This is a genomic window from Synechocystis sp. PCC 7509, from assembly GCF_000332075.2.
Taxonomy (GTDB): Bacteria; Cyanobacteriota; Cyanobacteriia; order Cyanobacteriales; family Chroococcidiopsidaceae; genus Aliterella.
Genome location: NZ_ALVU02000001.1, coordinates 1,367,624 through 1,393,786 on the forward strand (window position 1 = coordinate 1,367,624; position 26,163 = coordinate 1,393,786).

Below are 26,163 nucleotides of genomic sequence, written 5' to 3' on the forward strand. Positions count from 1 at the left end.
CGCTTGCCTGCCATAAAAGTTTAATTTACGGGTGCTATAATCCCCTTCTAGCTAAGTCAAAACGGTAACATCTATTCCTTGCTATTTAGCTAATTATATTGTTTATATCTAAGACAACGCCGCAACTTTTATTAGTTCCTGACTTAAGTTATGGTGAATCAAGCCATTGGTAGCCAAAATTCGCCCAGACTCAATACTTAATGGACTTTGATCGTAAGCTGTAACTTTTCCCCCAGCTTCTTGAAGTAAAATCACCCCCGCGCTGATATCCCAAGGGGCAATTCCCCGCTCCCAGTAACCATCTAAACGCCCGCAAGCAACATGAGCCAAATCTAAAGCTGCCGAACCACTGCGCCGTACTCCTTGAGTAAGATGGGTAAGATGACAAAATTCGGCATAGTTATTATCTGCCGTTTCGTGGCGATCGTAGGCAAAACCAGACACCAAGAGGCTTTCACTTAATTTATTTGTGGTAGAAACTTGAATAGGGCGACGATTTTTGGTAGCGCCTAGTCCCCTAGCAGCACGAAATAATTCTTGAGCAAAGGGATCGAAAATAACGCCAACTTCTGGAATCCCATCAACTAGCAATCCAATAGAAACGGCAAAAAAGGGGTATTGATGAGCGTAATTAGTTGTGCCATCAAGAGGATCTATAGCCCACAAATATTGACTTTCGGCTAATCCTAGTTTGCCCGATTCTTCCGCAAGGATTGAATGATTAGGAAAGTGTCGCTGCAAAATTTCCAATACTACAGCTTCGGAAGCTTTGTCAGCAACGGTTACTAAGTCTCCTGGGCGACCTTTTTGAGTTGCCGTACCAATATTACCTAAATAATCTAGCAAGACTTCACCCGCAGCGAGAGCCGCTTCGGTGGCAATTTCTAAAAAACCTGACAATTGTGATGATGAAGTCATAATTAGCGATACTGAGCGCGAAATTCGGCAGGAGTCAGAGTCATTGGTTGTTTGGCGTTCCAAATTCCCTGCTCTTGAAGTCTAGCCCATTCTTGAGCGCGAACTAACCGCGTGTCATATTTGTGATTGGGCGACTTCATGGCAACTAATACTACGCCTTGTTTTACCAAATATTCATTCACTAACAAGTCGCTCCACACGTAAGCTAAGTACCGTCCAAATTCATCTTGTTTTTGTTCGTCAAATTCTAGGATTACCTGTTTATTTGCGATCACCTGAGCTAAAGAATTTTTGGCGACTTGCCCGTGCGGCTGTTGTTGCATATTGGGCGCATCAATCCCAATTAGCCGCACAAGCATTGTTTTTCCTTTGCTAACTACTTCGATAGTTTGTCCGCTAGTTACTTGTTTTACTTGTACTGTCAAGCCTTGAGGCTTAGTTGCATTTTGACATCCAACTAGAAGTAATAGGATACAAACAAACTTTTTATTCCTCATCTAAGGGCAAACCGACTTTAACTTTACCTTTGCCGAAGTATTGCCCAAATTGAAGTTCGTATACCTCGTCTTCGTCTTGGGTTTCTACTTCCAAGTCAGAGCGGGCATAACTTACACACAATAGAGCATAGCCTTGTTTGCGTAATTCGTGCGATAGTCCCATTGCTTCCGGCTGATAGATTTCTCCCGATACTACCCGCACGGCGCAGGCGGTACAAGCGCCATTGCGACACAAGTAAGGTAATTTTACCCCTTGATTTTCAGCGTTTTGCAAAATGTAGCTTGTTTCTGGTACTTGCAGGGTGTGGACTTGGTTAGAAAGGCGATCGCGAATCTTAACGGTGAAGTAACGAGTCATAATTAAAAGAAATATTTTCAGCTTTATTTAATTTAGCGCCTGATTGCGTGTACAATTGGAGATCGCGACATCTGGAGAGGTGGCCGAGTGGTTGAAGGCGCAGCACTGGAAATGCTGTGTAGGGTAACTTATCGAGGGTTCGAATCCCTCCCTCTCCGTTTCTAAAGCCCTTGCTATGCAATAGTTTGACTCTATTATCTCCAAGAAATAATCTTGAAGGTAATTCAATAGTTTGCTACCTTATACACTAATAAAATTGTTAAAAAGCGCTTATTATGCAATCGAGCTAGATATCTACTTTGCTGTTTTCTGGTGCAACACCTAGCTTTGCTTTTCTCAAACGGTAAGCATTTAAAGGACTATTACGAATATCTGCTTCGGCTAGAGCGATCGCTTCATCTAAAATTAAATTGAGAGCATCAAACTGACGGCAGACTTCCTGCATCCTTTCAATAGAGCGTCTTCTTGTTTCTGGATCGGGAATTCTGGGTTGATCGTTCATGATAAGCTCCAATTTCTTTTTGTATCTTGGACGCTGGCTTGAGCCGCCGCATTGGTAGCTTCTGCTTGCTCAATTGACGTTTCTAACAATTTTAAGATAGCAGAAGTAGCTAATGGTTGGGACTCATATACTCTTAAAAGTAAAGTATAGAGTCGGGAGTAAGAAGATGTCGCCCTCTCTCTAACCTTTTGGAGTTGTTCGAGTTCCGGTGTTGTTTCTTCATTTTCACCGAACTGCTCAAAAATAACTGCTTCTGTTGCGGTGGCTTCATCAATTCGGTCTAATAATTGCCTTTGCAAATCAAAAATGATTTTTATTATAGACTCTGTTAACTTTGCCATGTAGTTTTGTTTGTAATAATGCGATCGCGCTAAACAGAATACTATGCTTGTAAGTAAAAAATTATTGATAAAGTTCAATAGCCGAAGTTTTATCTATACTTGAATTTTTATAGCTAATTAGGGCTAACTTATGTCCTCTTTACGTTCTGCTCCCAGCAAAAAGAATAATACGACTCGTAATGTAGGAAAAAATTATCAATCCTTATTTCTCATGCTGGGCATTACTTTACTAATGTTTGGTGGAATTGGTAGTCGTTTAGCTTACCTGCAAATTGTCCGAGGTAGCCAATATCGCCAACAAGCAGATAGCAACCGCATTCGCGTCATTCCCAAACAACCAGAACGCGGCACTATATTTGATCGCCATGGCAAAATTCTTGCCAGTAGTCGCCTTTCCCATGCGGTGTACGTATGGCCAATAGCTCCCAAAAATGCAGAATGGGCGACAACAAAGGCGCGACTCTCTCAAATTCTCCAGACTCCTGAAGCAGAAATTCAAAAACGTTTAGAAAAAGCTGGCTATGATTCCTCAACTTTGGTACGAATAGCAAGGGATCTAACTCCTGCTCAAATCACCGCCTTAGCTGAATATCACAACCAATTAAAAGATGTAGAGGTGTATATAGAAGCCGTGCGAGAATATCCCAATGGTGAATTAGCCTCTCACGTCCTCGGTTATACCGGAGAAATGAGCGATCGCGAGTTAGTTAAAAAACGCTCTCAAGGCTACCGCCTGGGGGATGTAGTCGGTCAAATGGGCGTAGAAGCAGCTTTTGAACAACAGCTAAGAGGAGAATGGGGAGGTCAACAAGTAGAAGTAGATGGAAAAGGCAGAATAATCAAAATATTAGGTGCAAAACCCGCTAAAACCGGGCAAAATGTTTATTTAACTATAGATATAAACTTACAAAAAGCCGCCGAAAAAGCATTAGGACTTCGCCAAGGAGCAATTGTCGCCCTAGATCCCCGTAATGGCGCAGTTTTAGCCATGGTTAGTCGCCCAGCTTTCGATCCAAATATATTTACTAAACGCATCGCTCCGCAAGCGTGGAAAAACTTACAAAGTAAAGATCATCCCTTCGTCAACCGCGCTTTGCGAGGCTTTCCCCCGGCGAGTACCTTCAAAATTATTACTACCACCGCCGGAATTGAATCCGGCAAATTTGCGCCTAGTACCGTACTGCCAACTTATGCTTGTATGAACATCGGCGGTACAACATTTTGCGACTGGAATCGCGCCGGATTTGGGCCGTTGGGATTTGCTGGCGCTCTAGCTTGGAGTAGCGATACATTCTTCTATCAAATTGGTAGAGGCGTTGGTGGGCCAACTTTAATTGATTGGACGCGCCGTTATGGTTTCGGTAAAAAAACAGGCATAGAATTAGCCTCTGAAGAAGCACGGGGATTAGTTGCTGATGATAAATGGAAGCAAGCAAATCTCGATTTACCTTGGAGTGTAGGCGATACCGTTAATATGTCCATTGGTCAAGGATTTTTGCAAGTGTCGCCCCTGCAAACAGCGATGATGTTTGCTGTACCAGCCAATGGCGGCTACCTAGTCAAACCCCACTTACTCAAAAACAATGAAACTGCCAAAACCTGGCGCAAGTCTCTAAACCTCAAACCTGACACCGTGCGCGTACTGCGTCAAGGATTGCGTCAAGTAGTCGATGGCGGAACGGGAAAAGCTTTAAATTCTCCAACTATTCCCCCGGCTTCGGGTAAAAGTGGAACTGCTGAAGCTTTTGGACATCAATCTCATACATGGTTTGGCGGCTATGCACCTAGCAGTAAACCGGAAATTGTCGTTGTTGCCTTTGCCGAACATTCTGGAGGTGGCGGTGGCAAAATTTGCGCTCCGATGGTGTTGCAAGTGATGGAAGCTTATTTTAAAAAGAAATAGTATTTGCATTTATTGTCTTAACTTGGCGATCGCTTGTTAATAAAACGGCTATTGACTGCAATAACTAACTATCTACCCATAAAATCAGTGTTTTTAAGCTTTCCGCCTTCAAACCCCTAATATCAATAGCTCGATTAAAAAAGTAGATAATCGAGTTTACTGGCTTTGGTGCGATCGCTTTTTATCTATTGCGTATTGCTGGCAATTTGATTCCAAGCTTTGATAACCTCTTGTAAAGGGCGAGGTAGACGATTTTGATTGATATCTATATAGCTAGTTGTCGCCGTTTGGCTAATCAAAGTTATATTGATGAAATCTGCCGCACCTTGGTTGACGGGATACTTTAAACCGTCAAATTGGTTAAATTGCTGTTGTTGTAGCAATTGTTGAAACTGTTGTACTTGTTGACGAGAAATTTGATAACTCTGAGGTTGGAAATTACCACGGTTATTGACTAATACCCTAACTACTCGCCCATCATTAAACAGCGTAGTCTCATAAGTGCGACCAGCAAATCCACCACTAGAAATTGCTCGAAAAACAACACCCTCCTCTAATCCAGATATTTGCTTTGTAGGCATTTGTACGGGTTTGATACTGCTATTGATAGTAGAACTGGCGGCGGCATCAAAGGCGATCGCTCCACCAATATCACCAGTACGATAAACTAAACGCTGTTGTTTCCCTTCGACTGTCACTAGCCAACCAGGGGTAACAACTGCTGCACAACTATCTTGAGGGCGACCCAACCCCAAACAACCATCAGACCAATTGCGACGTTCTGCTTTCACAATCTTTACTTGAGATGATGATACCTTCAATCTTTGTGCAGCCTCACGCAATACTAAATTAGCGACATTAGTAGGCAAATTATTAACATTATTCGCTGCAATTGGAGTTTCAAGGCGCAAAACTCGCCCATTGTAATTTGTGCGATACACCCAGTTTTGCTGACCGTTAGACACTACAACTCGCCAACCTTCAACTATAGCTTGAGTGCAATTTTCACCAGGTTTTGCAAGACCCAAGCAACCATCAGACCAAGTTTGCCGACTCGATTGAGTAATTTTTAATTGCTTGACTGAAATTCTTGTTTGCTTAGATAAATTTACTAATACCGCATTAGCAACACGAGGAGGTAATTGGCTGTTTGTCGTTTTGTTATCATTTCCTCGTCTGCGACCGCGATCGTCATTGTAGTTATCATCGCTACCGCGTCCACGACCGCGATCGCCCTTATAGTTATCATTACTACCGCGATCGCTGATTAATTCACCTTTAGTTGTTATGTTTAAAGTAGAATTTTTTTGCTGATAAGCAGTAGCATTTTGTCCTAAAGATAAAGTTGTGCTTAGAGACAAAACTCCTGTCAAAAACAATACTGAAAGTAGTTGCTGATTTTTTAGTGACGACTTCATCATAGTAAATAAAAATTTTTAGCCTTTGGTTAATAGAAGACTAGACGCTGGTACAATCTTAATTTGTTCCGTATTTTGGTGCGTTTGCCTAGGAACTATAGGCTTTTAAAATCGTCACTTTTTTAGCGATCGCCATACTACAATTTATCTCGCTGCATCCCAAGAGCGATCGCGCTTAGTTGTAGTAAAACATACTACCAACTGACTAAATTAATCTTTAAACTATCGTGCGGTAGTGTTTAATTAAAGCAAAAATACTACTTATCTCAGAAAGGTGCAGAAATGATTGATAACTGTAAAAGTGAGTTTTATTAATAAAAGTTATAATAAAACTAAAATTGTCAGCAATGTATTTTAAATTGAAAGTTGGTATTCCATCTTTAGTTATTTTAGGGCGCACTATCAATTTTGAGAACTTAGAAGGTACTCAAAACTCTATTGTTTTCAAAGACCATAGTGCAGAAGAACCAAATAGTGAGTCATTTTTAACAACTTGTGAAGCTACAATTGATTTAAAACCATCTAAAAATGCGCTGCCAACCTTTGAATCTCTCTGGCAAAAAAAGCTTCCTCCTGGCTTTGATGTAAAAGATTTACCTGATGGAGTACGTTCGGAATTTGAAAAGTCTGGACAGATAGAAAATTATGAGTTTCCTCTCTCTAAATTATCTAATGCTGTTCAAGACTTAGTTAATAAAGCTTATAAAGAAGTCATTGAAATTATAAATAAGGTAGTTGGAACTGCTTGCTGGCGACACGCACAGAAAGTGCCGATTTACTCTTATCAAGCAAGTCGCATAATGTGGTCTATGGATGGCACAGACTGGCGTATGGCTCCGGCGAATTTTAAGGTGTCAGATTATACACCTCTAAGACTGCACCAAGAGTTTGTAATTGATACCCTTAGCTTAATAAATAACAATCAAACAGAACCTTTGGGACATGAGCTTTTGCGTGAAGCGTGGGATCAAATAAATACAAGTCCGCGTAGTTCCTTAGTTATTGGTGTTACGGCGTTAGAGACAGGAGTTAAAAATTTAATAATTGAGCTTGTTCCAGAAACTGATTGGTTAATAAAGAATCTTTCATCCCCTCCTATATACAAAATCCTTGATGAATATTTGCTAAAGTTGCCAGTCAGGTTAAAGGTTGACAATAGAATCGTCAAACCTTCTAAAGACATAGTAAAAGAAATCAAAAACTGGAATACTCAAAGAAACAATTTAGTTCATGGAAAAAAAACAGAAATAGAAGTAGTTAAGCTTAAAAAATTCCTTTTATTAGTGTCTGATATATTGTATCTGTGTGATTTTTATCTTGGGTTTGAGTGGGCATACGAGCATATTCATCCTGATACTAGGGATCAATTCACGGATCTTACTTGAAATCCTAATCAAAAATTTGCATAGATAATATTGAAACTTTGCCTTAACTAAATAAATAAATAAAGCGATCGCGCCTAGTTCTAAAAATTACTTTACCAAATACTTTCCTTTACCCATAATGCCAGCCCACCACCACGACCACGAGCGGCGATCAAGTCTTCTGTTACTCTAAAAAAGGCGAAAAAAGGCGCTTTAGCAACGGATTTTTTGTAAAAATCTGCGTCTTTAAGCTTCCCACCTCGAAAACCCCCACTATAAATAGCTCGATTAAATAACAAAATTTCTACTTGTGTAAAATCAAACATTAGTAAATTTTTCTTACCCACATAACGAGCGGGTCCAGTTAACTTAAGCTGTAAAGAGGCAAATTGCAGAGAATTAGCAATTCCAGCTTCGCCCAAATTTTGAGATGGACTAAAAGCAATCTGTGCAGGAGCAATTTGGGGTACATAAAAGCCCTTACCTAAAGCTACGCCACTTTTGAGATGAGCATTTTTAGGCGCTGTAAAGCAAAGCCGCCACTGACCAAACAGCGCTTCGAGGGGATACACAAGTCTTTGCTGTTTCGCGGTCTTTTCTGCTTGCAATAAAGCATTGACTACTTCTTTGGCGGTTGGACGAAGTTCTTTAGTTCGTAAACTCGCTGCCGCGCGATCTAAAATATCGAGAAAATTAATAGTTGAATCCAAAGAAGTCATAATTATTTATAACGCTTACAAATCATTAGCTTTATGCGATTATCTCAAGGACAGCTAAACTTACTCGAACGTTGTCCGCGTCAATTTCAACATACTTATTTAGACGGTTTTGGCTCTCCTACTAGCTTAGAGCAACAAGAGCGTTTAAGTTCTGGTAGCCGCTTTCACCTGTTGATGCAGCAGCAAGAATTAGGTTTGCCTATTGATGCTTTAGTTAAAGAAGACGCACAACTGCAAGGCTGGATGAATGCTTTTGCAGGCGCAGCTACAGAAATATTGACCCCCGTTGATGGCGAGTTTCGGGAAAGCGAACATTGTCGCACTTTGCAAGTTGAAGAATATTTGCTAACGGTGATTTATGACTTATTCATCGCTAGAGGTGATAGTTGCCAAATTCTCGATTGGAAAACTTACCCCAAACCCCAAGATCGGCGCAAATTAGCCCAAAATTGGCAAACTCTGCTTTACCAATATGTATTAGCGGAAACTAGCGAATATTTGCCCGAACAAATTTCTATGATTTACTGGTTTGTGCAATCAGAGGATAAACCGCAAAGTTTAACCTTTACTTACAGCAACGCCCAGCACCAGCAAATAGAGAAAAAACTCAATTCTTTACTTCTGCAACTGAGTAATTGGCTTCAACGTTACGAAATCGGCGAACAATTCCCGCAAGTGGTAGAAGGTAGCAAAACTTGTAATTATTGCCAATTTGTTAGTAGATGCGATCGCAATTGGGAGCCAGATTTAGCTGAACAAGAATATAGTACAAATAAACTATTAAATCTTGCTACTATTCAAGAAGTAATAATTCAGTAGAGATGTCTGCAAGTTTGGTAGATGACAGAACAATTACAAAACTGGACTGTAATATCGGTAGAATCGCCGCCAGAGTGGTTTGTGCAAGCGGTGAAAAGCTATGTTTCCAATTCTTCGGGACATTACGCGGCTCAATTATTGTGGCAGCGTGGGGTTAAAGACGTGCAGCAGTTGGCAGAATTTATTAAACCCCAACTATATCAAGCTTCTACTCCATTTGTATTTGGGCAAGAAATGCAGCAAGCGGTAGCCAGATTGCAAGCAGCACGCGATCGCCATCAAAAGGTTACTATTTGGGGAGATTTTGACGCAGACGGCATTACCTCAACGGCGGTTTTATGGGATGGATTGGGGCAGTTTTTCCCGCAACATCAGCAGCTAAATTACTACATTCCCAATCGTCTTACTCAATCGCACGGTTTAAACTGTCAGGGAATTGATGAAGCTGCCCAAAACAATACTAAGTTGATTGTTACTTGCGATACTGGCAGCACAAATATTGAAGAAATAATTTATGCAAACTCTTTAGGAATTGACATTATAGTTACCGATCATCATACTTTACCGAGCGATCGCCCTCCGGTAACTGCAATTATCAATCCGCGTTATTTGCCAAGCAACCATCAACTCTTTCATCTTTCTGGAGTTGCTGTAGCTTACAAATTAGTAGAAGCACTTTATCAAACCTTGCCTGATGTCCCTAAGCAACCTCTAGAAGACTTATTAGATTTAGTAGCGATTGGACTTATAGCCGATTTAGTGCAGTTAAGTGGCGATTGTCGGTACTTGGCACAGGTGGGAATTGAAAAAATGCAATCTGATTCCAAAAAGTTAGAAGCAGAACGCCGCAGACCTGGAGTGGGGCGTTTATTGGATCTTTGTCGTCGAAGTGGCGATCGCCCGACAGATATTTCTTTTGGCTTGGGTCCAAGAATAAACGCCGTGAGTCGGATTCAAGGAGATGCGTCTTTTTGCGTAGAGTTGCTGACAAGCAAAGATGTAGAACGTTGCAACCAATTGGCGGAAGCAACCGAACTAGCAAATACTCGGCGAAAGTCTTTACAAAAAGATGTCCAGCAGCAAGTAAACGCCAAACTAGAACAGATGGATTTATCAACTACAAGCGTTATAGTTTTAGAAGATCCACAATGGGCTGTAGGGGTACTGGGATTAGTCGCCGGACAAGTCGCCCAGCAAACAGGTCGCCCAACGATTTTATTAAGTACCGATACCGAAGGACAAACAGGTTTAGCGCGTGGTTCAGCGCGATCGGTAAATCAAGTCGATTTGTACCAGTTAGTAAAAGATCAAGCGCATTTATTGCACCGATTCGGCGGACACCCTTTTGCGGCGGGGTTAAGTTTACCTGTAGAAAATATCCCCTTATTTACTGAAGCAATTAACCAAAGATTGCGGCAAATATTGGGAGATGCGACTTCACCGCCCACAATGCAAGCCGATTTAGTCGTCACCGTTGCCGATTTAGGTGAGAATCTTTTTAAAGAATTGAAACTACTCGAACCCTGTGGAATGGGAAACCCCGTCCCAAAACTATTGATTCAAAACTGTTGGTTTGAAGAAGTTAAGAATCAAAATATCTGTGATTTTAAGGGTAAAACAGTTAAATATATAAAAACCAAATTTCAATTGCGTGATGACTCCACAAACCTTAGATTTCCCGGTGTATGGTGGGGACACTATAGTGAAGAAATCCCTAAAGGGCGCTGCGATGCAATTTTAGAACTCGATCACAACAGTTATAAAAATCCCGAAAAATTCATAAAACCTCATTACGAAGTTAGGCTTTTAGCGATTCGTCAGTGCGCTAATGCAACACAACTTACTTCCCCAATATTGCCCAACAAAATTTTAGATTGGCGACAAGGTAATTTTGAGCAGTTAACAGCATCAGTATTATTAGTCAAAAATTGTCCTAGTAATTGGGACGATCTGCGGGCTTGGTACGATCGCTCACTTGACGAAAATAAACCACTGGCGATCGCTTATAACTCTCCTAACCCAGCTTCACCCCGGATTGTTTGGCTAAATTTGGTAGGGATTGCTAAATATCTCAGCCGCACCCAGCAAGGCGTTACGCGCACTCAACTGATGGAAAAATTGGGAATTAGCGACTTATTATTGCGACTAGGATTTACAGCTTTAAAATGTTTGGGTTTTAAAGTTAGCTTTCAAAACGGAGCTTTTAAAATGAGCTTGCTTGAAATAGAGCCAACTATTGCCGATACTGAGAACTTGCAGACTATTGAGCAATTTATCGCGGCGGTACGAGAGGAGCAATTTCAGCGCCAGTATTTTTATAAAGTGCCTATTTCTACCATCAGCGCGGTTTTTTCTCAGAAATTGCCTGTAGAGGTGTAGTTAAGTCGCTTGCCGCCTGTAGTTCTAATCTGCATCTAACATCAAAGCGCGAAAACCTGCTTGACTGAAGTGGCGATCGCACTGATGTAGCCATAATCTGACATAACTCCTGACTGCCTCCTCCTTTGATGCATTAACTCATTGACCTCGTAGTTCAAGTAGTTGAAAATAGAAGGGAAGGACTGATATAGGGATGAATTGTAGTTGAGGAACTCAAACCTCTCCTAAAGCTGACCCTCTATTTAATTAAGACTTCCTGTATAATAAATCCTTCGGAAATTTTTTACCTTATTAAAGCTAAATACTATAAGGAATAATTAATAAAATATGATTGGGATCAGCAACAATAATTTAGCCGGATTTTTAGTAAGTTGTTTCAATCCATCTTTGGTATCCTTTCAAGGAGAAATACTACTCTTTTACCGATTTATATCCTCTACATCCAAATACCCTGATAGCTATACCAATATTGCCTTTGTGAAGCTTAATCCTATTAACTTTCAGCCTATTAGTAAGCATCAAGTTGTCAATTTCACGGCAATGACAAAGCTACCTGCAACATTTGATGATCCAAGGGCATTTGTTTGGATGGATCAATTATGGCTTATGTATATTCAATCAGTTAAAGCTACTTCTGGAAAATGGTGTTCGGCAGTTGTTATCAGCCAGATTGATTTAGATGGTCATGTTATTCAAACTCGTATACCTGAATATGGTCGTAATATCAATTTTGCCGTCTCAGAAGATGCTTTGCCAGCGCAAGAAAAAAACTGGTCTCCTTTAGTTCTTGGAAACGAGCTTTATTTCCTTTACGAGATCAATCCTTTAAATGTAATTAAATTTCAACCAGAAAATAATACTTGTGTACAAGTTTTATCTAGTCCTTGGGAGAGTCATTTCCAGACTTATCTATCTGGAAGTACACCTTTAATTCCTTGGCGTGGAACTGAATATATTGGAATTTTTCACACTTATGAACTCTCAAACTCAATTCGTACATACTCAATGGGATTTTATATCGTAGATATAACCCAGTGGCGGGTAACTCAAATTTCTTCAGAACCAATATTAATTGCAGAACCTGGAATATTTAAGAAATTGTTTGGAAGATTTTTGAATAAACTTTGGTACAGTAAATATTCAAAAATTGATTGGTTAGGATATCTTTTACGGATAATATACGGAGATCCTTGGAATGTAATATATACGTGTGGAATGATTGATTATGGTGAAAAATGGGCGGTGTCTATTGGGTATAACCACAAAAATTGCTATATTGAAATTTATGATAAAGTCAAAATTTCTGAATCTCTTTCTGTTGTTCAATAATTGTCGTTTTTAGGGATGGATTATAAAGAATAGCTCTACAGTTGTAAAAAACCATGTTAGTCAAATCAAATTTTAAATAAATTAGAGATGCGCGATCGCATTCAAGCAACAGTATGGGCGCTGTAGTAAGTTGTTCATTGCAACCATTGCCAAACTAAAGCTAATAGCACCGCAGCTATTGCGCCAATTAAGGTATTAAAAATATTGACTACTTCATTGGTTAGCCAATCTACCTTGGCTTGCAAAGTTGCGCCAATCACACTTTCTATATTTGTGGCGATAAAGGCAGCTACTACACAAAAAACTAACCCCGATACGTCAATTAAACCTACTCCCCAGCCAATAAATGCGATCGCAATTGAACCAACTATTCCGGCTAATGTCCCTTCTAAACTAACCGCTCCCTCAGTTCCTCTAGGTACGGCTTGCAAGGTTGTAATTAAATAAGTCCGCTTTCCGTAAGCTTTCCCTACTTCACTGGCGCAAGTATCTGATAGTTTGGTACTAAAACTTGCTACATAACCTAGTAGTAACAATGGTGCGATCGCTTTTATCCCCACAGCTACCCCCACTGCACATATAGCCGCCGTTAGCGCTGAACCCCAGACATTTTCCGGGCCTCTCGCCCCTGATCGCTTTTCGGCAATTCCTTCAGCTTCTTTTTGCGCCAAACCAATGCGAGTAACGCCCGAACCAACTAAAAAGTAAAACAAAACAACTATGTATCCCTGCCAACCTAAACTACCCCAAATTAGTACCCCTAGTATCCAGCCATGAAATAACCCGGCGTTTGTGAGGAGTTTTTTGGGAGAAATCCAGGCAATAGTTAATAAAACTGTGTTCAATATCACAGCAATTATCCAAGGATTTAGCGAATAAATTGGAGATACCATTACATTACTAGCCTGTAAATTTTGAGCCGTGAATCAAACTTTATTCCATCTTGCCTTTCCCGTCACCGATATCGCTCAAACAAAAACCTTCTATGTTGATGGGTTGGGTTGCATTCCTGGACGTGAAACTCATCATGCTTTAATTCTTAATTTACACGGTCATCAACTGGTGGCTCATACAACTAAAGATGTCCTTACACCTCAAAAAGCTATTTATCCTAGACATTTTGGTTTAATTTTTACTTCAGAACCAGATTTTGAGAAGCTGCTAGAGCGATCGCGCGATTCTAATCTACTTTTTCGAGAAGAACCCAAGCACCGTTTCCCCGACTCACCATTGGAGCATCGTACCTTTTTTTTAGAAGATCCTTTTTACAATTTGCTGGAGTTTAAATACTATCGTTATCCGGCGGCAATTTTTGGCGATCGCGATTATGCTCAAATAGGCGATCGCTAACCATCCCCTAAAGCCTCCGCTACTACTTTCAAACATCCTTGATCTGTCACCATCCAATCATGGCGCAATACGTGCAGGGGAATATTTTTGCCCACAGGTAGCTCGGAACTATTTGCTGGCACAATCATTAAATCGTAAGGTGTCCAAATAGATGTAAAGTTTATACGCTCCAACATTTCCACGTCTTGCTCTAAGTCTTGCAAAAAAGCGCTATAAGGTCGCATTTGTACGCAACCGGGAGTGTCAAACAAATGAGCTACCCAAGTTCCTTGATGGGGAGAAGCTATAGTAATAAAGTTTTTTACTCGTTCTATTCCCCCCAACCTTTGAATGTAATAGCGGCTAACAATTCCCCCCATACTAAAGCCAATTACACTTAGTTTTTGATCGGGGGCAAAAGTTTCATTTACATAATCCGCTACCTGTTGCGCCAATTTGTCAAGAGGCAATTCCCCATTACTTGGTAGCAAATCAAGATCGTACACTGACCAACCAAGCTTTATTAAACTTGGAGCCATGGTTTGAAAAATTGCCCTTGTGTCATTTAATCCATGAACCAATAGTACGCATTTGCTAGTTTTCAAACTTGTCTTATCCCTTTTTATACTTACTACTTGAGCTAGAGGATTTATTTAAGGTACTGGGCTAATATATAACTCAACTTTAACTCAGTGCAATCTGTACCTTTTACTTAAATCTATTTTAAATATATGTAACTATTTACTAAGTAATTCCCTATATTACTCCTCTTGATAATTAAGTATTAATGCTTAATTATCAGTCTTGTATAAGTTTTGTTAACAATTATATAAAATTCTTGCAATAAGTCACAAAGAGAACTCATAATTAATGTGAACTAAGTGCAAGTTGTAGTTAACAAAAAGCAATTTAATAACAACTAAAAATTGCTATTAACAACAAGTAAATTGTTTGTAAGTAATTGCATAACGAGACAGAGCAATAGACCAATAGTTTCTGCATAAAAAGAAAATTTTGTTGTTACTTTAATCATTGTTAGAAATCAGGAGAAATTATAATGATTGGCAGTTTAAAAAATATATTGACGGGAATTTTATCGTTTTTTGTTGGGTTGTTTGCTGGTAAAAAAGCCCAAGCCGATAAGCAAATAGCTTCAGGTTCGGCTAAAGCCAAAAAACGTAGTGGCTATTTTATGGAACTTGATGAATCAGAAGATCCCAAGTTTTTAACTGAACCTGTTGCTGCGGTAAAACAAGCTGTAGAAAAAACTAAAAATGCGACAGTTGAAGCCGCAAAGCAAGTAGCAGAAATCGTAAAAACTTCTGAGCCAGTAGCCGCCACAAAACAAGCTATAGATAAAGATAAAACTTCTGAGCCAGTAACCGCAGCAAAACAAGCTATAGATGAAGCTAAAAATACCGAATCTACGCCCAAAGAAACAACAAAAACTGCTGAACCTGTAGCCGCTAAAAAAAGTAAGGTTGAGTTAGTACAAACAGCAGAAGGTTTGAAAGCAGAGCCAGCAAAACCAAGTAAATCTATAGCCGCAAGCAGCAACGGACAAAGCAAAACTGAAACGACTTTTGCACCCAAGTATCTTAACCCAGTTAATAGTTCAAGTAGCCGCCGTCGCCCTGGGGCAAATATGACTAATTTCCTGGATATGGCAAATCAAGTCAATAGTCCTACTAAAGGTTAATTAAAATTTAGAGGAGAATTAAATGTTCTCCTCTTTTTTATTAGCAGCTTTAATCGATACTAAAGTGCTGTACAACATAAACGCAGAATCCCAGGTAGAGGGAGTACGGCGAAAAAGATGAATATTAGAGGGAATGCGCTTCAATAGCTCAATTTGATCGATTACAGTTTCTGCAAAAGGAGAAAAATCAGACCAAATTGGAGTAGTGGGTAGTTGCAAAGAGAGAAAATCGAGCAGACTATTCCAGCTAATTCTAATAGTTGAGCGATCGCTTTTATCAATTTTAGTAACGCCTTTTTGGTACTCGTAGCTGTTATCGTGAATACGCAAAATGCAACCTCTGCTAGGAAGGACTAAATCGCAAAAGTGGGCGTAGTCTTGAGTTTTGGTTTTGCGCTGAAGTTTGCCTCGTACATCTCGGTCTACAACTTGCTCAAAAATGGGTAATAGTCCTAAAATGCGATCGCTTACTTCTGACCATTCAAAAGACATAGCCCCCATTTGTCCTTGTTCGTTTTGGCAAATTACCGTAGCTTGAGGTTCAGCGTGCTGAATATAGCTAACTTGAAAAACGCGAATTTGGTTAATTTCAGCTATATTTGCCCAAAAACAAGGAATCCCAGCAGCGCGGAGTTCTTGACCTAAAAATTGTAATTCCCCAATAGTACCGCTTTTGTAAAACCGCCAACCGCGACTAGGAAGCTGTAACCGTGCGGCGTAGGGTTCAATTTCCATAATTTGAGCAAAGTTTTGCGCCGCTACAGTTTTACTTTCACTAGAAATTGCTTCTAATACTAATACACCTAATTGATTATTATTTGACCCTGTAGTAGCTTGAGCAATTCCCCGTTGTCTTTGTTCTTGAATTAGGGTTTCTAGGCGCTGTAGTCCTTGACGTATTTGAGAAAGAAGTTTTGTATTCGTAACGTTTTTTAGCAAACTGCGATAAACTTTTTGAGCGGATTCTAGTTCGCCTAACTCCTCGTACAATCTTCCGGCGTAAAATTGCACCCAGGGGTTTTCGGGGGATGTTTGCAATAATGGTTGCAAAAGTTGGGCGGCGGCTTGGTAATCTTGGCGTTCAAAAGCAGCAATAACATAGTCAAGCATAGCGATGAAAATAGTTATAAAAAAGCTAAAGTCCCAGTTTACTAGCTTAGGATAATTAATTAGCGCGATCGCGTTTAATTATTTTCTAGCTTCAAAAGCCGCCGCCACAATAGCTACAGCAACAATTGGCGCGGTAACGGCTCTTAAAATGCGATTTCCTAAAGAAACCTTTTGAAACCCCGAAGCAATCGCTTTATCAATTTCTGCACCTGTCCAGCCTCCTTCAGCGCCAATAGCGATCGCAATTTCCCCTTCCCTTGCAGAATTAATTGCTACTTTTAAATGAGGATTATCGCCCCGCGCCACGCATAAATAACGATAATTAGATTTAACGGTAGTAAGCGCCGAACTAAAAGCCACAGGCTCTAAAATAGCCGGGATAATCGATCTTTCTGATTGTTCCGCAGCCTCTAAAGCAATTCGCCGCCACCGTTCTAGTTTTTGGGGACTGGGATTAAGAATAGTGCGATCGCTAATTACGGGCATAATTGTTGTTACGCCTAGTTCTGTACAGCATCGCACTACTTCATCAAAGCCGTTTCCTTTTGGTAAAGCAGCAATTAAAGTAATAGCTACAGGTAACTCGCTTGTAACTTCTAGCGGTTCTAAAATCTGTGCTTTTTGGTCTTCTAGTACCGCCAGCCACGAATTACCCTTACCATCCATCGCAATAAAAGACTTGCCCTTTTCTAACCGTAAAACGCGGCTTAGATAGTGCAATTGTTCTCGTGTTAGCAAAATTTGTTTGTCTTGCAGTTGAGAAAATGCGATCGCAAGTCTTTGTAATTGTGCCATTAATCAGCTTTTAAATAAGCCTCAATTGCAGCGTTAGCAAGTTGAGTCATCGATTTACCTTGGCTAGTAGCAGCATTTTTTAGCTGAAGATAAATGTCATCGCTTAGACTAATGCGACGGCGTAGTTTATTTGTAGCAATAGTGGTATTGCCAATTGCTACAGTTTGTCCGTCATTTTCGGCGATGGCGGAATCTGCCATTGCTTCGACTAAACCATCGCTATCATCGGTGGAGTAAGCTTCGACAACGTTTTGGGCTTCGTAATTAGCGGCAAATTCGCGGATAGAATCAAAACCAATGCGATCGCAAAAACAACCAAAACTTTCATTTTCTTGCTTTTCTTGTTTAAAATAAGCAAAAATTGGCTTTAATTGCGTCTCCAAATCGTTGATGTGCATCCGTTCCATATAGGGAACAGCTAGGCGCGTTTGACTTGGCGAACCACCTAACCAAACTTGATAAGACTCTGTAGCACTACCAACAAAGCCTAATTCAGCCAAATAGGGACGAGCGCAACCATTAGGACACCCAGTCATTCTCACTACAAAATGCTCGTTTTCTAAACCTACTTGTTCAAGCAAGGTTTCAATCCGTTTAAGAACGCTAGGCATAACGCGCTCAGATTCGGTAATTGCGAGTCCACACGTAGGCATAGCTGGGCAAGCCATAGAGTAACGTACTAAGGCGTTAATAGCTTGGGGGTCAGTTTGTACGCCACAACGAGTCAAAATGTCTTGTATCGCCTGCTTTTGACTTGGTTCGATATCGTAGAAAATTATATTGTGGTGAGCAGTAAGACGAATCGGTAAGTTAAATTGCTGGACAATTTCTCTTAAAGCCGTTCGCAATTGCAAAGCACCTTCATCTTTAACTCGTCCATTTTCTACCGATATACCAACAAATAGTTTACCGTCTCCCTGTTCTTGCCAACCTAAGAAATCTTCATACTTAAATTCTGGTAAAGCTTGGAACGGTGCGAGTTTTTTGCCAAAATATTCCTCAACTTTGGTGCGGAATTTATCTACACCCCAATCATTCATTAAGTATTTTAATCGGGCGTGGCGGCGGTCAGTGCGATCGCTATAATCTCTTTGAGTAGCTACAATTGCCTTAATAAGCTTGTAAACGTCCTCTTTGGCTACATAGCAAATCTCGTCAGCCATCCGCGCAAAGGTTTCTTCTTTGTTGTGGGTTCTTCCCAATCCACCACCAGCAAATACGTTGAAGCCTAGCAACTCTTGCTTGTCATTGGTAATAACTACCAAACTCAAGTCTTGAGAATACAAATCAATCGAATTATCTCCTGGTACAGTTACCGAACACTTAAACTTACGGGGCATATAATGCGTACCATAAATAGGTTCTGGGTTATCGTGAATAATTGTCCCTGTACCGTTGCTTTGACGTGCGGCGACAACTTCCGGGTTTTCTTCGGCGCTAACTGCTTTTTCGCCATCAAGCCAAATTTCGTAATACGCGCCTGTTTGCGGCGTTAGTAACTGAGCAATATTATCAGCGTATTCCCAAGCATACTGATAAGCTGGTTGATTTTTAAAGGGAGCGGGGGGAGCCATAACATTACGGTTGACATCGCCACACGCGCCCAAAGTCGAACCCATACTTCTTACAATAGCTGCGATCGCACTTTTGAGATTTTTCTTCAAAATCCCGTGCATCTGAAAGCCTTGTCTAGTTGTAACTCTTAGCGTCTTATTACCGTATTCTTCCGCTAATCTATCGAGAGTTAAATACAGTTCGGGAGGTACAAAACCTGCGGGGTTTCTAGTTCTCAGCATGAACTGATAATCTTTTTCTTGTCCCTTGACGCGATTATCGCGGTTATCTTGCTGATAAGAGCCATGAAACTTGAGAATTTGAATTGCGTCTTCCGAAAAATGCGTTGTATCTTGCTTTAGTTCGGTAGCGACGGGTTCGCGCAAAAAATTACTGCGTTCTTTTAAACCTTCAACTTTAGAGGGTTTGCGCGACGCAGCAGGATTAGAGATAGAAGACTTTACCATTGCACTTGATTAAGGGAGATTTTAAGACTACAACGTTCACCGCCGCACCAGTAGAATTACAAACATCCCAATCGGCTGTTCAATCTCCGGTAAATCCGTCGGTATTATGAGGAATACCTTAATTTTAACACGAGAAAAAGTTGGGGTTTGCCAATTCTATGACTAAACAACCCCAACTTTAATTTAATTGAACCTCACCACACCTAAAATTAGAACCGATAAGCTGCACCCGCTTGGAAACTTACCGCCGAGGCTGGGCTATTTTCATAAGCTTTTATACCTAGTTTGGCATCAGTATAAAACATTATGTTTTTGGTTGCTTCTGTTTCCAAACCTGCCGTTAATACAACAGAATCCTTGTTGCCTAAAGGTGTAGGTTTGCCATTTGCTTCTACAAAAGAGTAGCCTGCACCTACATAAGCATTTGCTCTATTTGTAACCGGAATATCGTAGGAAATTATCGGTATAAGGGCGCTAGTTTCGTTGCTAAATAAAATTGCTCCCCGCGCTGAAATTGATGTATTGGGAATTGCTAACCGTCCTTGAATATTCCCGCCAAGTTTTGCCGCATCTCCAGTTTGTCCACCATTAGTAACGCCCGTAGAAATACCTGCGCCGAGATAACTAGCTCTAGTGCCTGAAGGCATTGCTGAAGCTGATTGTGCGGATAATACTGGAACAATTAATAAGGCTGATAATGCTGCAAACTTGACAGATTGTTTGAGAAGTGATTTCATAAGTGTTAGTGTTTTTGATTTCATATTTTATTAGTCTTCTGACTGTTTAAAAATGTTCCAGTTTTGTTAAAAAAGTTTTCTACAGAAATCAATATTTATTAACGTGTAAAGGATTAAATAAAGGCACTATATAGACTGTTTATAAACTGTCACAATCTAAATGATTAAGTCTTAAAACAAACAGTAAGCCTAGGATTTAAACCCTAGGCTGATAATGGATATTGAAGCTAGTTTTAATTAGCTTTACTGCTTCAAGTCGAGTAAACCTTTTTCTTTTAACTTAGGATTGAAACGCACTTGCATTTTTAAACCGCGATCGCTCAATTGTGCTAATATTTGTTGCTCTACTCGCCGGGCAATATTTTTAAGTAATTTATCTTGCATTAATCCATCGCCAGCATGATAACTACTTTTCTCCTCCGCCGTCATTGTCAGTTTGGCATCAATAGGATCAGTCCATTGTGCGGCTTCTGATCCTACGCTGGCGGGAGTTGTGCTATTTTCACTTATCCAAGCATCTTTAATAGATTCTAAAATAGTGCGACTAGGGCGATCAATCAAATGGACTTTAAGCCAGTAACATTTTGTTGCTTGGCGGACTATATGTTGCTTCAGGCTAAGATCGATATCGCGGGAATAACCCACGTATTGCAACACTTTGTCTTGATCAAAAATGGCATAAACCCCGACTTTTCCTTGAAATTGTGCGGGGAGTTGACCCTCCGCATCCAAGTAAGGGATGTATTCTAAACTATCAAGGGTAGGAATATTAGCTTCAGTTGTCATTATCTACTTGGCGGTAAATTGCACAAAGGCGACTGGGTTTAAAGATTTTTGCCTGAAACATAAAGTTAGGCGGGACATTGATAATAATATATTCGTCGTCAGCGTGGTACTTTTCAAACTCTGCTGGCATTCCTTTGGGTGTCGCCGTAGTATAAGGTACAGGCTGAAACAACAACCCCGTAAACTCAACAGTTTTGCCCTCTATTTGCCCCGATAGTTGGTTAAGGAAAGATTCACCACGTAATGAGCTAAACAAAGCTTCCTGGGCTTCAGGAGCGAGGGTAAAACTACTATCAAAGTGTTCGACGATTTTGAGCGGCATTTTTTTGTGTAGGCGATCGCACGTTGTAACTATTTTACGATTGACAGAGAACTTCGGATCTATTTTTTCTTAAACCTAAGTTGGCAGATTTGCGAGAATATGATGGTACTTTCCATCACTCAAAATCTATGGATTCATCGCTATCAAATGATAAATCCCCCTTTCGCCATCCAATTCATCAAGCTTTGCTTGCTAAGACTTTTCACTGGGTTAATCTAATTAGCTTGTTATTAATGATGACAAGCGGAATCCAAATTTATAACGCTAATCCCGTATTTGGTGGACGTGGTGGGTTGCAAATTCCGCCCATATTTGCTCTTGGAGGTTGGTTAGCAGGTGGTAGACACTGGCATTTTGCGGCAATGTGGTTATTTGCCCTCAATCTACTTTGGTACGGAATTTATATTATTATTACTCAGCGCTGGAAACACCGATTTATCAGCCGTAAGGATCTTAAAGCTCTTAAACTCAGCCACAACCCAAAACGTAAGAATTATGCTTGGCATCGATTAGCTTACACGGCGATCGTGCCTATTTTACTACTTGCTATATTTAGCGGTATGGGAATGTATAAACCCGCTCAATTTTATTGGATAGTTGACTTCTTTGGTAGCTGGGAAGCCTTGCGAATTGTTCACTTTTCTTCTGTACCAATAGTAGTTATTTTTACTATTGTTCATTCTTTATTAGGGCTTAAAGTTGGCGGGTCGCGGTTAGTAGAATCAATGTTTTGGAAAGGTATAGTATGAGTTTAATTGAAGTTCCAAATCGTCGTTTGTTAATGCGTCGTCAATTCTTGCAGCTATCGGGATTATCTAGCCTAGGCTTATTATTAAATGGTTGTGGAGGAAGATTTTTTGAGGATGTAGTCGGTAAAACTTTTGAGCCTTTAAATCAAAGCGTAGAAGAATTATTATTAAACTCTCAAAAGCCTGTACCGGAATTTGCCAAAAGTGCTATCGAACCAGATGCTTTAATTATTAATACTTTTGATTTTACTCCCAAAATTGACGCGGCAAAATTTCGGTTATTAGTGGAAGGTGATATTAATAATCCTCTAAGTTTGAGTATGGCAGATATTCAACAAATGCCCCGTACATCAATGACAATTCGTCACGTCTGCGTTGAAGGATGGGCAGCAATTGTTCAGTGGGGTGGGTTACAATTGCGAGATATTGTTGCACTTGCCAAACCCATAAAAAACGTCCGCTACGTCTATTTTCAGTCAGCAGATGGTTACTATGAAAGTTGGGATATAGCTTCGGCTTTGCATCCTCAAACCTTGATGGCTTATGAGAAAAACGGGCAGCCTTTACCAATTGAAAATGGTGCGCCTTTGCGTTTAGCTGCTCCAATCAAACTTGGATATAAACAAAGTAAGTGGGTCACTCGCATCTTATTACTAGAAAACTTCTTACCAGTTAAAGGTTACTGGGAAGACCAAGGTTATGAATGGTTTGCAGGACTATAATAAAACTTTTCTAATAGGTAAAAAATTATACAATCTACAGAGGACTTTCAACAGCAAGTATTAAACAGACTTGATAAGTTAGATAGAGAGATTCAATCTTTAGACCTTAAGCAATTAGAAAGTAATACTAAAATAGATGCCTATCAAAAAGCTTCTAATCAAATAGTAAACTTAGCTTTTGCTTTAATTTCTGCGGCTACAGTTACCGTTGTTATCTCCGCAGTATTACAAAGATAAAAGAAGGGGCAATTATTCTATAAATTTCATCCCTGCTACGGAGGACACAAACAAATAAAAACTGCTTCACTAAAGTAGGAATGTTACAAGTTTTAGGCAATGACAGACCAGGTTTTAATTCTTGGAGGACGGGGGCGAATTGGCAGCAGTGTGGCTCAAGATATTGCTACCCATACACGATCGCAAATCACAATTACAAGCCGCAACTCAACGGCGGGAGAAGCTGTCAGCGCCAAGCTTGGACTTCGCGTACAGTTTTTGCAATTGGATTTAGCAGATACCACTGGTTTAAGAAATGCGATCGCCTCCTCTAATCTTGTCATCCATTGCGCTGGGCCTTTTCATTACCGCGATGCTGAAGTTTTGCAACTGTGTATCGAGCAAGGAGTGAATTATTTAGATGTTAGCGATCATCGCTCTTTTACTCGTAAAGCCTTGGCTTATCGCTCCCAAGCAGAAAAAGCCGGAGTAACAGCAATTATTAATACAGGGATTTTCCCCGGTATATCTAATAGCATGGTGCGCCAGTGTGTAGAACAATTAGACGAACCCGATCGCATTCACCTAAGTTACCTAGTAGCGGGTTCGGGTGGCGCGGGAATAACAGTAATGCGGACAACATTTTTGGGTTTACAACATCCCTTTGAAGCTCTAATTGATGGGAAATGGCAAGAAATAAAGCCTTATAGCGATCGCGAAGAAGTTCAATTTCCCGCGCCTTATGGTAAAGCGGGTGTGTACTGGTTTGATATGCCCGAAGCTTTTACACTTCCTGAAACTTTCCCCGTTAAAACCGTAATTACTAAGTTTGGCTCAGTTCCCGATTTTTACAACCATTTAACTTGGATTGCCGCCCATTGGTTTCCCAAAAAACTGATGAGACAGCGCAGCGCGGTAGAATTTTTAGCTCGTGTTAGCCACTTGATGACCGATGTAACCAATCTTTTTAGTGGTACTGGGGTGGCAGTGCGATCGCACGTTACCGGGCGCAAGAGTGGGCAAAATGCGGGGTATTGTGCAACGTTAGTACATGATAATGCCGCGACTTCTTCTGGTTACGGTACGGGTAGTATTGCTCAGTTGTTGCTAACAAAAAAACTTATTAAGCCTGGAGTATGGGCAGTAGAGCAAGCTTTACCAACAGATTTATTTGAGCAAACTTTAGCTAGTCGCGGCTTAACTATTCATCAAGAATGGTTGCCCTAAAGCCATCAATATATCCTGCGGCAGAAGGCACGGGTTAGGGCGTAAAAGTAGGATGCCTCTGGTAATGATAAATAGAGATCGGTTTATGCAAAGCTTACTAAAATCTTTGGCTCAAAAAATTGTAGTTTTGGGGCTAATGCTATTGATGGTTTTTTCGAGTGTAGCTCCAAGTTACGCGATAACTGCTTCTAGAGACAAATTGACAAGTCAAGACAAAATCGATCGCGCTTATCAATTTGGAGAAGGTGCAGGAATTTTAGAAGAAGAAAAGCAAGAATCGTCCAGCGCGAAACAAATTTTTAAACCGGAAGATAAAGCTAATCTTAAAAGTGTCAAAGAGTCTCAAGCTACAGATTCAGAAAAAAGCTTGGTAGAGCAAGGCAAAGATTTACTAGAAAAAGTAACAGGCAATAAAAAATAACAATTTTCCCTAGGGGCGTTTTTAAAAGCGTCTCTACTTTCATGACATATTAAAACCTGCAACCACCTTCTTGTAGTACGGGTCAGATGCTTGTACTAATGAATGAATGAAGTAGGAATATTTTTTATGAAACCAAAGATTATTGTACTTGATGACGATCCTACAGGTTCGCAGACAGTCCACAGTTGCTTGCTATTGACGGTTTGGGATGTAGATACTTTGCGCTTGGGTTTAACTGACGAGTCGCCAATATTCTTTGTGTTAACCAATACTCGCAGCCTTCCCCCAGAACAAGCGGCGCAAGTAACTAGGGAAGTTTGCCAAAATCTCAAAATTGCGATCGCATCTCTAAATCTCCAAGATTATTTAATTGTCAGTCGTTCCGATTCTACTTTGCGCGGACACTACCCGATTGAAACCGATGTAATTGCCGAAGAATTAGGCGGTTTTGACGCTCATTTTCTTGTCCCTGCTTTCTTTGAAGGCGGACGAATAACTATTGATAGTGTGCATTATTTGATTGTGGATGGCGTACCTATACCTGTAAATGAGACTGAATTTGCCCGTGATTCAGTGTTTGGATATAGTTACAGCTATTTACCCGACTATGTCGCCGAAAAAACTCAAGGGCGCATTCCAGCTAATACTGTAGAGCGATTTTTGCTTATAGGGATTCGCACGGGTTTTGATATTACTGGGAAACTTTCTACTTTAGAGCGCTTGCTAAAACTTACAGATAATCAATGCGTCGTTGTAGATGGCGAAGTTCAAGAGGATCTAAATATTTTTGCTAAAGATATCCTCGCCGCCGCAAGTAATGGTAAACGTTTTTTGTTTCGCAGCGCTGCTAGTATTTTAACGGCTTTAGCAGACCTTCCACCCCAAAGCGTCCCCGCCGAGGAGATGTTTCAGTATGTGCGAAATGGGAAGCCAGGAGCGTTTATAGTAGGTTCTCACGTCCAAAAAACTACCGATCAGTTACAAGCATTGCTACAAGAAACTGGAATTGTTGGGATTGAAATAGATGTTGCTCAATTGCTGGATAATTCAAAAGCCCATTCTTTACTACAGCAAACTTTAGAACAAATCCAACCCGTACACGCAGATAATAAAACTCCTGTAATTTATACCAGTCGTCAAGAATTGGCTTTTGCCGACGTGCAAGCGCGGTTACAGTTTGGCGCGGATGTTTCAGCTTTGCTTATGGATATTGTGCGCAGTTTACCTAGTGATATTGGTTATTTAGTCAGTAAAGGCGGGATTACTTCTAATGATGTCTTGAGTACGGGTTTAGCACTAACTTCAGCTAGGCTATTAGGTCAGATTTTAGCTGGCTGCTCAATGGTTGTTACTCCTGAAAATCATCCACAGTTTCCCAATTTACCTGTAGTATTATTTCCGGGAAATGTAGGAGATACCGACGCATTAGTGACAATTTACCATCGGTTGACAGGGAAAAAATAGCCAATTTAAAGAGGCAAG

General features: G+C 40.4%; 27 protein-coding genes and 1 tRNA gene. 13 read left to right on the top strand and 15 right to left on the bottom strand.

Annotated elements, in window-relative coordinates; translation table 11 throughout:
* Nucleotides 1-108 precede the first annotated feature (108 nt).
* Genes SYN7509_RS0206945 through SYN7509_RS0206955 form a run of 3 tightly spaced genes read right to left on the bottom strand, consistent with a single transcriptional unit; the run spans nt 109 to nt 1,773 of the window.
* On the bottom strand, nt 109-918 hold the full coding sequence (locus tag SYN7509_RS0206945; RefSeq protein WP_028954158.1) for an inositol monophosphatase family protein: 810 nt from the start codon (nt 916-918) through the stop codon (nt 109-111).
* A gap of 2 nt (nt 919-920) precedes the next feature.
* The gene (locus SYN7509_RS0206950) at nt 921-1,415 is read right to left on the bottom strand and encodes a thermonuclease family protein (RefSeq protein WP_009634399.1); all 495 of its coding nucleotides are present in this window, start codon (nt 1,413-1,415) and stop codon (nt 921-923) included.
* On the bottom strand, nt 1,405-1,773 hold the full coding sequence (locus SYN7509_RS0206955; protein ID WP_009634398.1) for a 2Fe-2S iron-sulfur cluster-binding protein: 369 nt from the start codon (nt 1,771-1,773) through the stop codon (nt 1,405-1,407). Before SYN7509_RS0206955 ends, SYN7509_RS0206950 begins: the two co-directional genes overlap by 11 nt.
* Nucleotides 1,774-1,846: 73 nt before the next feature.
* On the opposite strand from SYN7509_RS0206955, the gene SYN7509_RS0206960 reads away from it, so the two are divergent.
* Nucleotides 1,847-1,931: transfer RNA gene (locus SYN7509_RS0206960), tRNA-Ser, on the top strand.
* Between the two features lie 128 nt (nt 1,932-2,059).
* On the opposite strand, the gene SYN7509_RS0206965 is transcribed toward SYN7509_RS0206960, so the two are convergent.
* Entirely contained in the window at nt 2,060-2,275 is a 216-nt protein-coding gene (locus tag SYN7509_RS0206965; RefSeq protein ID WP_009634397.1) for a hypothetical protein, read from the bottom strand.
* On the bottom strand, nt 2,272-2,616 hold the full coding sequence (locus tag SYN7509_RS0206970; protein ID WP_009634396.1) for a hypothetical protein: 345 nt from the start codon (nt 2,614-2,616) through the stop codon (nt 2,272-2,274). Before SYN7509_RS0206970 ends, SYN7509_RS0206965 begins: the two co-directional genes overlap by 4 nt.
* A gap of 130 nt (nt 2,617-2,746) precedes the next feature.
* On the opposite strand from SYN7509_RS0206970, the gene mrdA reads away from it, so the two are divergent.
* Complete coding sequence (gene mrdA / locus SYN7509_RS0206975) at nt 2,747-4,519, top strand: penicillin-binding protein 2 (RefSeq protein WP_009634395.1); 1,773 nt, start codon at nt 2,747-2,749, stop codon at nt 4,517-4,519.
* A gap of 185 nt (nt 4,520-4,704) precedes the next feature.
* Here the strand turns inward: mrdA and SYN7509_RS25325 are convergent, their stop codons facing one another.
* The gene (locus tag SYN7509_RS25325) at nt 4,705-5,940 is read right to left on the bottom strand and encodes a hypothetical protein (protein WP_009634394.1); all 1,236 of its coding nucleotides are present in this window, start codon (nt 5,938-5,940) and stop codon (nt 4,705-4,707) included.
* A 335-nt stretch (nt 5,941-6,275) separates the two neighbouring features.
* On the opposite strand from SYN7509_RS25325, the gene SYN7509_RS0206985 reads away from it, so the two are divergent.
* Nucleotides 6,276-7,322 carry a hypothetical protein gene (locus SYN7509_RS0206985; RefSeq protein WP_148297952.1) on the top strand — a complete coding sequence of 349 codons (1,047 nt, stop codon included), beginning with the start codon at nt 6,276-6,278 and terminating at the stop codon, nt 7,320-7,322.
* A 92-nt stretch (nt 7,323-7,414) separates the two neighbouring features.
* On the opposite strand, the gene SYN7509_RS0206990 is transcribed toward SYN7509_RS0206985, so the two are convergent.
* Nucleotides 7,415-8,020, bottom strand: coding sequence for a hypothetical protein (locus tag SYN7509_RS0206990; protein WP_009634392.1), 606 nt, complete (start codon nt 8,018-8,020; stop codon nt 7,415-7,417).
* A gap of 33 nt (nt 8,021-8,053) precedes the next feature.
* On the opposite strand from SYN7509_RS0206990, the gene SYN7509_RS0206995 reads away from it, so the two are divergent.
* The 3 genes from SYN7509_RS0206995 (at nt 8,054) to SYN7509_RS0207005 (ending at nt 12,547) form a co-directional block, all read left to right on the top strand.
* Nucleotides 8,054-8,839, top strand: coding sequence for a PD-(D/E)XK nuclease family protein (locus SYN7509_RS0206995; RefSeq protein WP_009634391.1), 786 nt, complete (start codon nt 8,054-8,056; stop codon nt 8,837-8,839).
* A 21-nt stretch (nt 8,840-8,860) separates the two neighbouring features.
* Nucleotides 8,861-11,218, top strand: a complete 2,358-nt coding sequence (gene recJ, locus SYN7509_RS0207000) for a single-stranded-DNA-specific exonuclease RecJ (protein ID WP_009634390.1) — start codon at nt 8,861-8,863, stop codon at nt 11,216-11,218.
* 327 nt (nt 11,219-11,545) lie between these two features.
* Complete coding sequence (locus tag SYN7509_RS0207005) at nt 11,546-12,547, top strand: glycoside hydrolase family 130 protein (protein WP_009634389.1); 1,002 nt, start codon at nt 11,546-11,548, stop codon at nt 12,545-12,547.
* Nucleotides 12,548-12,681: 134 nt separating this feature from the next.
* Here SYN7509_RS0207005 and SYN7509_RS0207010 read toward each other — a convergent pair whose 3' ends face one another.
* Entirely contained in the window at nt 12,682-13,440 is a 759-nt protein-coding gene (locus SYN7509_RS0207010; protein WP_009634388.1) for a TIGR00297 family protein, read from the bottom strand.
* A 28-nt stretch (nt 13,441-13,468) separates the two neighbouring features.
* Here SYN7509_RS0207010 and SYN7509_RS0207015 point away from each other — a divergent pair, with 28 nt between their 5' ends.
* Nucleotides 13,469-13,897: a VOC family protein gene (locus SYN7509_RS0207015; RefSeq protein WP_009634387.1), complete on the top strand. Its 429-nt coding sequence runs from the start codon at nt 13,469-13,471 to the stop codon at nt 13,895-13,897.
* On the opposite strand, the gene SYN7509_RS0207020 is transcribed toward SYN7509_RS0207015, so the two are convergent.
* Nucleotides 13,894-14,481 carry an esterase/lipase family protein gene (locus SYN7509_RS0207020; RefSeq protein ID WP_009634386.1) on the bottom strand — a complete coding sequence of 196 codons (588 nt, stop codon included), beginning with the start codon at nt 14,479-14,481 and terminating at the stop codon, nt 13,894-13,896. The two genes, SYN7509_RS0207015 and SYN7509_RS0207020, sit on opposite strands and share 4 nt — an antisense overlap.
* A 452-nt stretch (nt 14,482-14,933) precedes the next feature.
* Between SYN7509_RS0207020 and SYN7509_RS0207030 the strand changes: the two genes are divergently transcribed.
* A complete protein-coding gene (locus SYN7509_RS0207030) occupies nt 14,934-15,575 on the top strand; it encodes a hypothetical protein (protein ID WP_009634385.1) in 642 nt (213 codons plus the stop codon).
* Nucleotides 15,576-15,593: 18 nt separating this feature from the next.
* Here the strand turns inward: SYN7509_RS0207030 and SYN7509_RS0207035 are convergent, their stop codons facing one another.
* The 6 genes from SYN7509_RS0207035 to SYN7509_RS0207060 all read right to left on the bottom strand — a co-directional run bounded on the left by SYN7509_RS0207035 (nt 15,594) and on the right by SYN7509_RS0207060 (nt 21,346).
* Entirely contained in the window at nt 15,594-16,685 is a 1,092-nt protein-coding gene (locus SYN7509_RS0207035; protein WP_009634384.1) for a tetratricopeptide repeat protein, read from the bottom strand.
* A gap of 78 nt (nt 16,686-16,763) precedes the next feature.
* Nucleotides 16,764-17,480, bottom strand: coding sequence for a 16S rRNA (uracil(1498)-N(3))-methyltransferase (locus SYN7509_RS0207040; protein ID WP_009634383.1), 717 nt, complete (start codon nt 17,478-17,480; stop codon nt 16,764-16,766).
* Nucleotides 17,480-19,501, bottom strand: a complete 2,022-nt coding sequence (gene sir / locus SYN7509_RS0207045) for a sulfite reductase, ferredoxin dependent (RefSeq protein ID WP_009634382.1) — start codon at nt 19,499-19,501, stop codon at nt 17,480-17,482. Before sir ends, SYN7509_RS0207040 begins: the two co-directional genes overlap by 1 nt.
* A gap of 209 nt (nt 19,502-19,710) precedes the next feature.
* On the bottom strand, nt 19,711-20,238 hold the full coding sequence (locus SYN7509_RS0207050; protein WP_009634381.1) for a porin family protein: 528 nt from the start codon (nt 20,236-20,238) through the stop codon (nt 19,711-19,713).
* A 243-nt stretch (nt 20,239-20,481) separates the two neighbouring features.
* A complete protein-coding gene (locus SYN7509_RS0207055) occupies nt 20,482-21,024 on the bottom strand; it encodes a GIY-YIG nuclease family protein (RefSeq protein ID WP_009634380.1) in 543 nt (180 codons plus the stop codon).
* On the bottom strand, nt 21,014-21,346 hold the full coding sequence (locus SYN7509_RS0207060; RefSeq protein ID WP_009634379.1) for a hypothetical protein: 333 nt from the start codon (nt 21,344-21,346) through the stop codon (nt 21,014-21,016). Before SYN7509_RS0207060 ends, SYN7509_RS0207055 begins: the two co-directional genes overlap by 11 nt.
* A gap of 128 nt (nt 21,347-21,474) precedes the next feature.
* Between SYN7509_RS0207060 and SYN7509_RS0207065 the strand changes: the two genes are divergently transcribed.
* The 5 genes from SYN7509_RS0207065 to SYN7509_RS0207085 all read left to right on the top strand — a co-directional run bounded on the left by SYN7509_RS0207065 (nt 21,475) and on the right by SYN7509_RS0207085 (nt 26,145).
* Nucleotides 21,475-22,095, top strand: coding sequence for a cytochrome b/b6 domain-containing protein (locus tag SYN7509_RS0207065; RefSeq protein WP_009634378.1), 621 nt, complete (start codon nt 21,475-21,477; stop codon nt 22,093-22,095).
* Nucleotides 22,092-22,817 carry a molybdopterin-dependent oxidoreductase gene (locus SYN7509_RS0207070; RefSeq protein WP_009634377.1) on the top strand — a complete coding sequence of 242 codons (726 nt, stop codon included), beginning with the start codon at nt 22,092-22,094 and terminating at the stop codon, nt 22,815-22,817. Before SYN7509_RS0207065 ends, SYN7509_RS0207070 begins: the two co-directional genes overlap by 4 nt.
* A 336-nt stretch (nt 22,818-23,153) precedes the next feature.
* Nucleotides 23,154-24,260 (top strand): saccharopine dehydrogenase family protein, encoded by a 1,107-nt coding sequence (locus SYN7509_RS0207075; RefSeq protein ID WP_009634376.1) that lies wholly within the window; start codon nt 23,154-23,156, stop codon nt 24,258-24,260.
* An 85-nt stretch (nt 24,261-24,345) separates the two neighbouring features.
* Entirely contained in the window at nt 24,346-24,681 is a 336-nt protein-coding gene (locus tag SYN7509_RS0207080; protein WP_009634375.1) for a hypothetical protein, read from the top strand.
* A 126-nt stretch (nt 24,682-24,807) separates the two neighbouring features.
* A complete protein-coding gene (locus SYN7509_RS0207085) occupies nt 24,808-26,145 on the top strand; it encodes a four-carbon acid sugar kinase family protein (protein WP_009634374.1) in 1,338 nt (445 codons plus the stop codon).
* The last annotated feature ends 18 nt before the right edge of the window (nt 26,146-26,163 follow it).

Bases quoted from the DNA above. Each gene is read 5' to 3' on its own strand.
- SYN7509_RS0206945 (WP_028954158.1), bottom strand. From the start codon at position 918: ATGACTTCATCATCACAATTGTCAGGTTTTTTAGAAATTGCCACCGAA.
- SYN7509_RS0206950 (WP_009634399.1), bottom strand. From the start codon at position 1,415: ATGAGGAATAAAAAGTTTGTTTGTATCCTATTACTTCTAGTTGGATGT.
- SYN7509_RS0206955 (WP_009634398.1), bottom strand. From the start codon at position 1,773: ATGACTCGTTACTTCACCGTTAAGATTCGCGATCGCCTTTCTAACCAA.
- SYN7509_RS0206965 (WP_009634397.1), bottom strand. From the start codon at position 2,275: ATGAACGATCAACCCAGAATTCCCGATCCAGAAACAAGAAGACGCTCT.
- SYN7509_RS0206970 (WP_009634396.1), bottom strand. From the start codon at position 2,616: ATGGCAAAGTTAACAGAGTCTATAATAAAAATCATTTTTGATTTGCAA.
- mrdA (WP_009634395.1), top strand. From the start codon at position 2,747: ATGTCCTCTTTACGTTCTGCTCCCAGCAAAAAGAATAATACGACTCGT.
- SYN7509_RS25325 (WP_009634394.1), bottom strand. From the start codon at position 5,940: ATGATGAAGTCGTCACTAAAAAATCAGCAACTACTTTCAGTATTGTTT.
- SYN7509_RS0206990 (WP_009634392.1), bottom strand. From the start codon at position 8,020: ATGACTTCTTTGGATTCAACTATTAATTTTCTCGATATTTTAGATCGC.
- SYN7509_RS0206995 (WP_009634391.1), top strand. From the start codon at position 8,054: ATGCGATTATCTCAAGGACAGCTAAACTTACTCGAACGTTGTCCGCGT.
- recJ (WP_009634390.1), top strand. From the start codon at position 8,861: ATGACAGAACAATTACAAAACTGGACTGTAATATCGGTAGAATCGCCG.
- SYN7509_RS0207005 (WP_009634389.1), top strand. From the start codon at position 11,546: ATGATTGGGATCAGCAACAATAATTTAGCCGGATTTTTAGTAAGTTGT.
- SYN7509_RS0207010 (WP_009634388.1), bottom strand. From the start codon at position 13,440: ATGGTATCTCCAATTTATTCGCTAAATCCTTGGATAATTGCTGTGATA.
- SYN7509_RS0207030 (WP_009634385.1), top strand. From the start codon at position 14,934: ATGATTGGCAGTTTAAAAAATATATTGACGGGAATTTTATCGTTTTTT.
- SYN7509_RS0207035 (WP_009634384.1), bottom strand. From the start codon at position 16,685: ATGCTTGACTATGTTATTGCTGCTTTTGAACGCCAAGATTACCAAGCC.
- SYN7509_RS0207040 (WP_009634383.1), bottom strand. From the start codon at position 17,480: ATGGCACAATTACAAAGACTTGCGATCGCATTTTCTCAACTGCAAGAC.
- sir (WP_009634382.1), bottom strand. From the start codon at position 19,501: ATGGTAAAGTCTTCTATCTCTAATCCTGCTGCGTCGCGCAAACCCTCT.
- SYN7509_RS0207050 (WP_009634381.1), bottom strand. From the start codon at position 20,238: ATGAAATCACTTCTCAAACAATCTGTCAAGTTTGCAGCATTATCAGCC.
- SYN7509_RS0207055 (WP_009634380.1), bottom strand. From the start codon at position 21,024: ATGACAACTGAAGCTAATATTCCTACCCTTGATAGTTTAGAATACATC.
- SYN7509_RS0207060 (WP_009634379.1), bottom strand. From the start codon at position 21,346: ATGCCGCTCAAAATCGTCGAACACTTTGATAGTAGTTTTACCCTCGCT.
- SYN7509_RS0207065 (WP_009634378.1), top strand. From the start codon at position 21,475: ATGGATTCATCGCTATCAAATGATAAATCCCCCTTTCGCCATCCAATT.
- SYN7509_RS0207070 (WP_009634377.1), top strand. From the start codon at position 22,092: ATGAGTTTAATTGAAGTTCCAAATCGTCGTTTGTTAATGCGTCGTCAA.
- SYN7509_RS0207075 (WP_009634376.1), top strand. From the start codon at position 23,154: ATGACAGACCAGGTTTTAATTCTTGGAGGACGGGGGCGAATTGGCAGC.
- SYN7509_RS0207080 (WP_009634375.1), top strand. From the start codon at position 24,346: ATGCAAAGCTTACTAAAATCTTTGGCTCAAAAAATTGTAGTTTTGGGG.
- SYN7509_RS0207085 (WP_009634374.1), top strand. From the start codon at position 24,808: ATGAAACCAAAGATTATTGTACTTGATGACGATCCTACAGGTTCGCAG.